Source organism: Stenotrophomonas sp. SMYL8 (assembly GCF_036320065.1).
GTDB classification, from domain to species: Bacteria; Pseudomonadota; Gammaproteobacteria; order Xanthomonadales; family Xanthomonadaceae; genus Stenotrophomonas; species Stenotrophomonas maltophilia_A.
In genome coordinates, this window is the sequence record NZ_JAWIRR010000023.1 from 69,480 (window position 1) to 79,274 (window position 9,795).

The 9,795-nt window shown below is 64.0% G+C and carries 8 protein-coding genes and 1 tRNA gene; 7 read left to right on the plus strand and 2 right to left on the minus strand.

The annotated features are described in order from the left end of the window. Window positions 1–62 precede the first annotated feature (62 nt). From V3B25_RS16590 to V3B25_RS16600, 3 genes are all read left to right on the plus strand, one after another. Window positions 63–2,936 carry an autotransporter domain-containing protein gene (locus tag V3B25_RS16590; RefSeq protein ID WP_329811017.1) on the plus strand — a complete coding sequence of 958 codons (2,874 nt, stop codon included), beginning with the start codon at window positions 63–65 and terminating at the stop codon, window positions 2,934–2,936. Between the two features lie 98 nt (window positions 2,937–3,034). Further along, entirely contained in the window at window positions 3,035–4,039 is a 1,005-nt protein-coding gene (locus V3B25_RS16595) for a 2-hydroxyacid dehydrogenase (protein WP_049424374.1), read from the plus strand. Window positions 4,040–4,089: 50 nt separating this feature from the next. Beyond that, window positions 4,090–4,165: transfer RNA gene (locus V3B25_RS16600), tRNA-Thr, on the plus strand. Between the two features lie 95 nt (window positions 4,166–4,260). Here V3B25_RS16600 and V3B25_RS16605 read toward each other — a convergent pair. Together V3B25_RS16605 and V3B25_RS16610 are read right to left on the minus strand one after the other, a co-directional pair. After that, window positions 4,261–4,593 carry a hypothetical protein gene (locus V3B25_RS16605; protein ID WP_049424456.1) on the minus strand — a complete coding sequence of 111 codons (333 nt, stop codon included), beginning with the start codon at window positions 4,591–4,593 and terminating at the stop codon, window positions 4,261–4,263. A 13-nt stretch (window positions 4,594–4,606) separates the two neighbouring features. Beyond that, window positions 4,607–5,242 carry a GyrI-like domain-containing protein gene (locus V3B25_RS16610; RefSeq protein ID WP_049424457.1) on the minus strand — a complete coding sequence of 212 codons (636 nt, stop codon included), beginning with the start codon at window positions 5,240–5,242 and terminating at the stop codon, window positions 4,607–4,609. Between the two features lie 351 nt (window positions 5,243–5,593). Between V3B25_RS16610 and cyoA the strand changes: the two genes are divergently transcribed. Genes cyoA through cyoD form a run of 4 tightly spaced genes read left to right on the plus strand, consistent with a single transcriptional unit; the run spans window position 5,594 to window position 9,610 of the window. Continuing rightward, on the plus strand, window positions 5,594–6,634 hold the full coding sequence (gene cyoA / locus V3B25_RS16615; RefSeq protein WP_107433550.1) for a ubiquinol oxidase subunit II: 1,041 nt from the start codon (window positions 5,594–5,596) through the stop codon (window positions 6,632–6,634). 2 nt (window positions 6,635–6,636) lie between these two features. Continuing rightward, entirely contained in the window at window positions 6,637–8,634 is a 1,998-nt protein-coding gene (gene cyoB, locus V3B25_RS16620) for a cytochrome o ubiquinol oxidase subunit I (protein ID WP_049424462.1), read from the plus strand. Continuing rightward, a complete protein-coding gene (gene cyoC, locus V3B25_RS16625) occupies window positions 8,631–9,269 on the plus strand; it encodes a cytochrome o ubiquinol oxidase subunit III (protein ID WP_005408583.1) in 639 nt (212 codons plus the stop codon). The genes cyoB and cyoC overlap by 4 nt, the downstream gene beginning before the upstream one ends. After that, window positions 9,269–9,610 carry a cytochrome o ubiquinol oxidase subunit IV gene (gene cyoD, locus V3B25_RS16630; RefSeq protein ID WP_005408584.1) on the plus strand — a complete coding sequence of 114 codons (342 nt, stop codon included), beginning with the start codon at window positions 9,269–9,271 and terminating at the stop codon, window positions 9,608–9,610. Before cyoC ends, cyoD begins: the two co-directional genes overlap by 1 nt. Window positions 9,611–9,795 lie beyond the last annotated feature (185 nt).

Consider the following 9,795-nt stretch of genomic DNA (forward strand, 5'->3'; position numbering starts at 1 on the left):
AGATCGCCCCGCTGCGGCGTTGATCGTTCTACCCGCGTGTTGCGGGTGGAGAGAGAGAACGCATGAAGTATTCGAAGTTGAGCCTGGCCCTGGCCGGGCTGATGGGCGTTGGCGCCATCGCGGCAGCTGATGACGTCATGGCAATGAGTTATCACGTGCAGGACGATCGCGTCTTCCTCAGCGGCGGCGTCACCGTCGCCGATGTGGTGGCGCTGCCCGCACTGCTGGCCAAGGCGCAGGCTGAAGGCCGTCCGATCCGCGAAGTCGTGCTGCGAACGTCCAACGGTGGCGCGCTGATTGCCGGCGAGTGGCTGCAGGCGGTGATCCGTACCCAGGGCCTGGACACCATCGTGTCCGGCCACTGCATTTCGTCCTGCTCGATCATGCAGTCCGGTGGCGTCAACCGTTACCTCGGCGGCGATCTGCCGCTGGTCGACTCGGTGCAGATCCATGCCGCCAGCAGTGGTGGCAGGATCACCTATGCGCCGTCGGCGCGCATGACCCAGATCTACACAGGCAACTACGGCGGCGGCATGGATGCGGGCCTGTTGCACAAGGCCATGTATGAAGTGGTGCAGCCCAATGGCCTGCTGGTATTCCGCGACCCGGCGCGTACCACGGGTACGTCGGTTACCTTCGATCCGGATGGCAGTGGGAGCAAGCTGGAGTCATTCCCGGGCCAGGACATCCGCAGCAACAGCATCATCAACACGGCGGGCTATCGCGATCCGGGCGACACCCTTCGTGTCACCAGCAACGTCAGCGGCGACATCAACCCGGGCTACCTTCGTACCGCGCGCCAGCTGCAGGCCTTTGTCGACGACGATTTCGCGCGCTGGAACACCGACTGGGCCAGCACCTACATCAACTATGCGGTGAGCCTGTACAACTTCTCCACGCGGGGGGCGAACGGTATCGGCGCGCAGTCGTTGCAGCAGCTGCTCGCCGACCCCGACCTCCAGGATGAACTGCGCGGCCAGCTGCGGCTGGCCGATCTGGATGCCTCGACCCTGGCCAACTCCGCCGGCGTGATCCGTGTCAGCAATGGCGCCACCTGGCGCACCGCTGAAACCACCGGCGCCGATTTCATTCTGGTGGACAACGGCACCATCGCACTGGAGGGTGGTGCGCTGCGCACCCCCGAGCTGCGGGTGATGCCGGGCAGCATCGTGGTTGGCCACGGTGATATCGCATCGGTCGGCACCGACAGCGATGCGCTGCTGGATGGCACCGGCCCGTCCTACCGCGAAGATGGCTTCAACCGCCTGCGCGTGTTCGGCACGCTGATGCCGCGCGGTGGGGATCTGGTGACCCACGGCTACGTCAACATCATGCCCGGCGGGCAGGTGCTGTTCGATGTTACCGAAACCGGTGGTACCGGGAATGGCCGCCTGCGCGTCGGCAGCTTCTACGACGGCGGCACCGAGGAGGGCGCGCTGGTGATCGCGCAGGGCGCACACCTTGCGTTGAATGTGGCCCAGGGCTTCTATGCCGGTGCCTACCGCCGCGATCTGGTGGAAGGGCCGATCTACCAGGGGGGCTTCCAGGATGTCGTGCGGCTGGGGGACGCCGGCTACAGTGCCAGCATCACTGCCGGTGAAGTGTTCCGTCCCCGCCACAATTCGCTGTTGAGCTTCAACGTGAAGCAGACGGCCGATGGCCTGTGGCTGACCGCCAACCCGGGCTTTGACCAGCTGGGCCTGTTTGCCAACGGTACGTCCGGCGACGGCCTGGGCCGCGCGCTGGCGACCGCCTCCGATCGCCAGGACAAGGGACTGAGATCGCTGCTGGGCGCACTGCAGTTCGCCGACCGCGATGTGATCGCACAACAGGCCGGTGCCCTGCGCGGTGATGCGCACGCCAGCCTGCGACTGGCCGACACCGCGTTGGTGGGCAGCATCGGCAACGTCGTGCAGCAGCACCAGTCGGCCATGCGCAGCGGTGGTGATGCCGATGGCCTGGCCTCGCAGGTGGCGCAGTCGGTCTCCTCCCAGCCGGGCATGCGCCATGGCAGCCTGTTCAACCAGCTGGCGATGCACCTGGTCGAGCCGGCGTCGGGCAGCGTTGCGGGCAGCGGTGATGCTGGACGCAGCCACGGCATCTGGGCACGTGGTTTCGCCAGCCATGGTCGCATCGATGCCGACGGTGGCGTGGCCGGCCTGAGCCACACCATCGGTGGCATCGTGGTCGGTGCCGATACCCGCGTGGCCGATGACCGCGTGACCCTGGGTGTCAGCGTGGCCGCGGCGGACATGTCGACCAAGGCCAGCGATGGCTCTGGTTTCACTGGTGACGTGCGTGCGCTGGACGTGGGCGGCTACCTCGATGCGGCGTACGCGCGCGGCTATCTGTCGGCGGCCGTGCGCTACACCGATCTGCGCCACGATACGCGTCGCAGCATCAACGGCATCGATGGCCTGCAGCAGCCACTGCGCGCCAAGTACAGCAACGATGCGATCTCCGCACGGGTGGAACATGCGTTCTCCTTCACCACCGCCAAGGGCCTGGTGATCCAGCCGTTGCTGCCGGTGGTGGACTACGCGCGCACCTCGGCCACCCGCTTCAACGAAGGGCAGGGCGCCGGTGCGCTGGTTGGCCGCAGCGGCAGCCTGGAGAGCATCCGCGTGGGTGCGGGCCTGCAGCTGTTCAAGACCTTCGAAGGCAACAACGGCGAGCGCATCACCCCGCGCGCCCGGGTGGTCTGGCAGAAGGAACTGGGCGATTCGCAGGCCCGCTACAGCACCGGCTTCGCCGCGGCACCGGATCTGGTGTTCGGCGCCAGCAGCCAGGCGGTGGGCGAGCAGGTGCTGGCCTGGAACCTGGGTGTGACCAGCCGTGCCAGCGAGCGGCTGTCCATCATGGCCGATTACGTGGGTGAGCGCCGCGACGGGCAGATCCAGAATGGCGTAATGCTGGGGCTGGGCTACAAGTTCTAAGTGGTGCACGGCACCGGCGATGAAGGCATCGCCGGTGCCATCCCCAGAACGCGCGTTGCTGCGGTATGGTCGGCGTGGCATTCCACCCAGGCCCTTCCATGCAGATCGCCGTCTTCAACGCCCGCCCCTACGATCGCCGTTTCCTTGAGGAAGCCAACCAGCGCGATGCGGCTGGGGACGGCTTTGCGTTCGTGTACTTCGATGTGGCGCTGGACGTGCACACGGCCGCGCTGGCGCAGGATTGTGCAGCCGTATGCGTGTTCGTCAACGACCGCCTGGATGCGCCGGTGCTGCACGCCCTGCATGCGATGGGCGTGCGGGCCGTACTGCTGCGCTGTGCCGGCTTCAACAATGTGGACCTGGCAGCCGCAAAAGCGCTGGATCTGTTCGTCGCACGCGTACCGGCCTATTCCCCGGAGGCGGTGGCCGAGCATGCGTTGGCGCTGGTGATGACCCTCAACCGGCAGACCCATCGCGCCTACAACCGCGTGCGCGAGGGCAACTTCATGCTGGATGGCCTGCTCGGACGCACCTTGCATGGACGCACGGTTGGCATTGTGGGTACCGGCAAGATCGGGCTGGCCACCGCGCGCATCTTCAACGGCATGGGCTGCACCGTGCTGGGGCACGATCCTTATCCGTCACCCGCGTTCGGTGGTATCGGCGAAATGGTCGGGCTGGATGAACTGCTGGCGCGTGCCGACATCGTGTCGCTGCATTGCCCACTGACGCCTGAGACCCACCACCTGATCAATGATGCGTCGCTGGCGCGGATGAAGCCGGGCGCGATGCTGGTCAATACGTCGCGCGGCGCACTGGTCGATACCCATGCGGTGATCCGCGCGCTGAAGTCGCGCCGGCTGGGTCATCTGGCCATCGACGTGTACGAGCAGGAAAGCGCGCTGTTCTTCCAGGACCTGTCTGGCGAGATCATCGACGACGAGGCCTTCCAGCGCCTGATGACCTTCCCGAATGTGCTGGTGACCGGCCACCAGGGCTTCTTCACCGTGGAGGCGCTGCAGGAGATCTCGGCGATCACGCTGGGGAACCTGCAGGATTTCGTGGCCGGGCGGGTGTGCGCCAACCGGGTAGAGGTGGGCTGAGCCGGATGGATTGACCGCCGGGTCGCCCAGCCCGTAAAATCGCGGGCTCCGCCGGAATAGCTCAGTTGGTAGAGCGGCGCATTCGTAATGCGTAGGTCGCAGGTTCGACTCCTGTTTCCGGCACCAGTTGTAATAAAAAGCCCCGGCCTTGGTCGGGGCTTTTTGTTTGCGCCCGCCGGTGATCATTGGATTACTACCTCACCGAAGGCTGCAAGCCTTCATCAACGCCTCGTCATCCCTGCGCCTCGTGCCAGCCACCACGCGAGCTGCCGGAGATAGCCACCTGCTGCTCCCGCCGATGCGCCGATCAGCAGGCGTGCGAGCACACTGGTCCCGCGCGCGGCCCGTTCCCGCACCCAAGGCAGTACCGCCACCACCTGCGCACCCAGCAACAGCATCAGCACGTCCAGCCCAAGCGCATCCACCACCGGCAGCAACGGCGACAGCGCCGGATTGCAGGCCAGCACGATCACCAGCGCAGCCCCAAGCGTGGCCAATAGCCGGCGCCCGGCGGGCAGGGTGGTCCAGTGCAGCAGTCGGCTGATCAGGCGCATGGCATTCTTTGTGTCATGAGCGCGAACCCTTATCAGGTCCAATCGGCCGCACCGGCTGCCGAAGCACGGACTTCAAGCGCGCAGCGTCGGTCCTGCGCGGGTCGCTCAGGTAGATCTCATGATGGGGGCCGGCGAAAGCGTAGCCCAGCGAAGGCATCAGTTCGTCGTGCAGATGGGCCAGGGCCGGACCCTCGTCATCGTAAGCGCCTACATGCAGGGTCTGCAGGCAGAGGCCTTCTTCAAGAGCTTCGTGGCGAAGGCTGGCCGGAACGTCGCCCAGTTTCTTCGCCGCCTTGGCGATGGCAGCCTCCAACTGCTCTGGACTGATCCCGTCCGGCGTGCGGATCATCACCGTCCACCTCCACTCATCCTTGCGGCGAGCCACAAAGCTCGACGGATCCTCGGCGGTCCACAGGGCTTCCAGCGGTGGCACCACGTAGTCCTGGCCCCCGGCCTTCAGCGCGAACTTCAGTGCATAGCTCACCGCGTACAGCCACTGCACGGACTGCAGGTAGGCGGGGGCGGTATTCGGATCACCGTGGCCGTCGACCATCACGTAGGGCAGGGGCGGTACGTCCACTGTCACGAACCGGCCCGCCGGGGGCTGGTACAACGCGCGATCGCGCTTCTTGAAATCGATCTTGTCCATGGGGCTCCTCCGGCACCGAGCATCCCACGCATTGCCCGCGCGGGCATGCCTGAACATGTTCAGGCGACTTTGCCGAACACGGGCGGAGCAGCCGCCATCGCCCGATGCTAGGATGCCGCCCCCGGGTGTTCTGCCCGCCGCGGTTGCGCGGTGCGACAACGTGTCGCAGCCAGAAACGGGCCTTTCCTGCGCTCGATCATTGTCAATGCCTTTCTTAAATGGTGGGTGACGGCCTAAAATTGAAAGGCTGACTCGACCCCACCTCCCTGCCTGTCTTCCGGACCGGTGGGACCGGCTTTGGCCGGAACAGGCAGGACGGGGAACGGCATTCCCTCGCAATTGGATCGACCGATGATTCCGTTGAAAACCCTTGGGCGCTGGTTGCGCCCGGGCCTGCTGCTGTCGTTGCTGGTGATGCTCACCGGCTGCGATGCGGTGGCCATCCTCAGTCCGAAGGGCCAGATCGGCCAGGATGAGAAGACCCTGCTGATCACGGCCACCGTGCTCATGCTGCTGGTCGTCATCCCGGTCATCATCATGACCCTGACCTTCGCGTGGAAGTATCGCGCCTCCAACACCAAGGCCCGCTACGAGCCGAAGTGGTCCCACTCGACGGCGATCGAGGTGGTGGTGTGGTCCATTCCCTGCATGATCGTGCTGGTGCTGGCGGTCCTGACCTGGCGTTCGTCGCACGCGCTGGACCCGTACAAGCCGCTGGAATCGGACGTCAAGCCGGTCACCATCGAGGCGATCTCGCTGGACTGGAAGTGGCTGTTCATCTATCCGGAAGAGAAGGTGGCGGTCGTCAACGAAATCAAGTTCCCGGTCAATACGCCGCTGAACTTCAAGATCACGTCCGATTCGGTGATGAATGCGTTCTTCATCCCGCACCTGGGCAGCATGATCTACTCGATGGCTGCGATGGAGACCAAGCTCCATCTGATCGCCAACGAGACCGGTGAATTCCCGGGCATGTCCTCGCACTACAGCGGCGCGGGCTTCGCCAAGATGCACTTCACCGCCTACTCGGTCACCGATGCCGAATACCACCAGTGGCTGGACCAGGTCCGCGCCGGCGAGCAGACCCTGGACAAGGCCTCGTTCAAGGCGCTGGGTGAAGCACGCAACGCCGAGTGGTATCCGGTCACCTACTTCGGCAAGACCGAAGAAGGCCTGTTCGACTGGGTCATCGCCAAGCACATGGGCGACAACAAGCATTACGGCATGAAGCACGAACACGCCGGTGCCGCCGCTGCCGATGCCGCCAGCCATGAAGCGCACGAGGGCCATGCCCCCAGTGACGCGCATGATTCCAAGGAATCGGGTGAAAACCTGGATGCCAACGAACACGAACACGCAGGCCACGCCGGCCATGCGGGCTCGGGAGAATGAACATGTTGGGTAAACTCTCAATTGAGTCGATCCCCCACGATCCGATCGTGCTGACCACCCTGGTCGGCGCGGTGCTGGGTGGCCTGGGCGTCATGGCCCTGATCACCAAGTTCAAGCTGTGGGGCTATCTGTGGAAGGAGTGGTTCACCTCGGTGGATCACAAGAAGATCGGCGTGATGTACCTCATCGTCGCCTTCGTCATGCTGCTGCGCGGTTTCTCCGACGCCATCATGATGCGTACCCAGCAGGCGCTCGCCGTCGGCGGGTCCGAGGGTTACCTGCCGCCGCACCACTACGACCAGATCTTCACCGCCCACGGCGTGATCATGATCTTCTTCGTGGCAATGCCGCTGATCACCGGCCTGATGAACCTGGCCGTGCCGCTGCAGATCGGTGCGCGCGACGTCGCGTTCCCGTTCGTCAACTCGCTCAGCTTCTGGCTGTTCGTGTCCGGCGCGGTGCTGATCATGCTGTCGCTGTGGATCGGTGAGTTCGCTGCCACCGGCTGGCTGGCGTTCCCGCCGTTGTCGGGCATCGAATACAGTCCAAGCGTAGGCATGGACTACTACATCTGGGGTCTACAGGTCGCAGGCCTGGGTACCACGCTGAGCGGTATCAACTTCTTCATCACCATCCTGAAGATGCGTACCCCCAGCATGAAGCTGATGCAGATGCCGGTGTTCACCTGGACCGCCCTGGTGACCAACGTGCTGATCGTCGCGGCCTTCCCGGTGCTGACCATCACCCTGGTGCTGCTGACCCTGGACCGTTACCTGGGTACGCACTTCTTCACCAATGACGGTGGCGGCAACGCCATGCTGTACATCAACCTGATCTGGATCTGGGGTCACCCGGAGGTGTACATCCTGGTCCTGCCGGCGTTCGGTGTGTTCTCCGAAGTCATCGCGACCTTCTCGCGCAAGGCACTGTTCGGCTACAAGGGCATGGTCTATGCCACCGCCTGCATCGGCGTGCTGTCGTTCATCGTGTGGCTGCACCACTTCTTCACCATGGGCTCGGGTGCCAACGTCAATGCCTTCTTCGGCATCACGACGATGATCATCTCGATCCCGACCGGCGTGAAGATCTTCAACTGGTTGTTCACCATGTTCCGCGGTCGCGTGCACTTCACCACCCCGGTGCTGTGGACGATCGGCTTCATGGTCACCTTCGTCATCGGCGGCATGACCGGCGTGATGCTGGCGATCCCGGCCATCGACTTCGTGCTGCACAACAGCCTGTTCCTGATCGCCCACTTCCACAACGTCATCATCGGCGGCGTGGTGTTCGGCATGTTCGCCGGCATCACCTACTGGTGGCCGAAGATGTTCGGCTTCCGCCTCAACGAGTTCTGGGGCAAGTGCGCGTTCTGGTGCTGGTTCATCGGCTTCTACGTGACCTTCATGCCGATGTACGTGCTGGGCTTCATGGGCATGACCCGTCGCCTGCAGAGCACCGTCAACCCGGCCTACGAGCCGCTGCTGCTGATCGCCGCCGCAGGTGCCTTCATCGTTGGCGCCGGCATCCTGTGCCAGATCATCCAGGTGGCCGTGTCGATCCGCGACCGCAAGAAGACCGTCGACCTGACCGGCGACCCGTGGGATGCCCGTACGCTGGAGTGGGAAACCTCTTCGCCGCCGGCCTTCTACAACTTCGGCACCCTGCCGGAAGTCACCGAACTGGACGATTTCTGGGAGCGCAAGCAGCGTGGTGAAGCCTGGCCGAAGCCGGCCAAGTACACCGACATCCACATGCCGCGCAACACCGGCACGGGCGTTGTCATCGGTGCCTTCAGCCTGGTGTTCGGCTTCGCGATGATCTGGCACATCTGGTGGCTGGCCATCGTCGGCTTCGTCGGCATGATCGCCACGTTCATCTACCGCACCTTCGACCAGGACGTGGATTACTGGGTCCCGGCCGCCGAGGTGGAACGCATCGAGAACGAACACCGCAAGCACCTGGAAGCCCAGGGCCTGGTGAAGTCGGAGCTGAAGGCATGAGCACCAATACCTCGACCCTGAGCCACGGGCACGCCGCGCATGCGGCGGCCCATGGCCATGACGACCACGAGCACCACGACACCGGCGGCAACACCGTCTTCGGTTTCTGGGTGTACCTGATGAGCGACTGCCTCATCTTCGCCTCGCTGTTCGCCACCTACGTGGTGCTGGCCGGCGGTACCGATGGTGGCCCGACCGCGAAGGACCTGTTCGAACTGCCGTTCGTTGCATGGGAAACCGCGCTGCTGCTGACCTCCTCGCTGACCTTCGGCCTGGGCATGATCGCCATGCACCGCAAGCAGATGGGCCAGATGTACCTGTGGCTGGGCATCACCTGGCTGCTGGGCTTCGGCTTCATGTGCATGGAAGTGTGGGAGTTCCAGCACCTGATCCACCAGGGCTACGGTCCGGACCGCAGTGCCTTCCTGTCGGCGTTCTTCGCCCTGGTCGGTACCCACGGCCTGCACGTCAGCGCCGGCCTGCTGTGGCTGCTGGTGATGTTCGTGCAGCTGAAGAAGTACGGCCTGACCCCGACCAACAAGACCCGCATGGCGTGCCTGAGCCTGTTCTGGCACTTCCTGGACCTGATCTGGATCGGCGTGTTCTCCGTCGTCTACCTCAATGGAGCGCTGTAATGGCACATGACAACCATGCACACGACCACGGCACCGGCGGCGAAAGCCATGGCACCGTGAAGTCGTACCTGATCGGCTTCGTGCTGGCGGTGGTGCTGACCGTCATCCCGTTCTGGATGGTGATGTCGGGCGACTTCTCGCGCACCGTCAACGGTGTGGTGATCGCGATCACCGCGGTGCTGCAGATGCTGGTCCACCTGGTGTTCTTCCTGCACCTGGACCGCTCTTCGGAAAGCCGCTGGAACGTCAACGCTGCGGCCTTCACCGTGGTGGTGATCGGCATCATCGTGGTCGGTACCCTGTGGGTCATGCACAACATGAACGTGCACATGATGCACTGACGTCCTCGCGACGCTGCCACGCAGAAAGGCCGCCCTCGGGCGGCCTTTTTGTTTGTCGTGACCCGTCCTGAATTGGGTTGACACCTTTTCCCTCTGGAAAAGGAATGTTCAATGAAATCAACAATCAGGCGCAGTCAGCGGGATTACTCGCTGGCCTTCAAGTTGTCCGTGGTCGATCAGGTCGA

Bases quoted from the DNA above. Each gene is read 5' to 3' on its own strand.
- cyoC (WP_005408583.1), top strand. From the start codon at position 8,631: ATGAGCACCAATACCTCGACCCTGAGCCACGGGCACGCCGCGCATGCG.
- V3B25_RS16595 (WP_049424374.1), top strand. From the start codon at position 3,035: ATGCAGATCGCCGTCTTCAACGCCCGCCCCTACGATCGCCGTTTCCTT.
- cyoA (WP_107433550.1), top strand. From the start codon at position 5,594: ATGATTCCGTTGAAAACCCTTGGGCGCTGGTTGCGCCCGGGCCTGCTG.
- V3B25_RS16605 (WP_049424456.1), bottom strand. From the start codon at position 4,593: ATGCGCCTGATCAGCCGACTGCTGCACTGGACCACCCTGCCCGCCGGG.
- cyoB (WP_049424462.1), top strand. From the start codon at position 6,637: ATGTTGGGTAAACTCTCAATTGAGTCGATCCCCCACGATCCGATCGTG.
- cyoD (WP_005408584.1), top strand. From the start codon at position 9,269: ATGGCACATGACAACCATGCACACGACCACGGCACCGGCGGCGAAAGC.
- V3B25_RS16610 (WP_049424457.1), bottom strand. From the start codon at position 5,242: ATGGACAAGATCGATTTCAAGAAGCGCGATCGCGCGTTGTACCAGCCC.
- V3B25_RS16590 (WP_329811017.1), top strand. From the start codon at position 63: ATGAAGTATTCGAAGTTGAGCCTGGCCCTGGCCGGGCTGATGGGCGTT.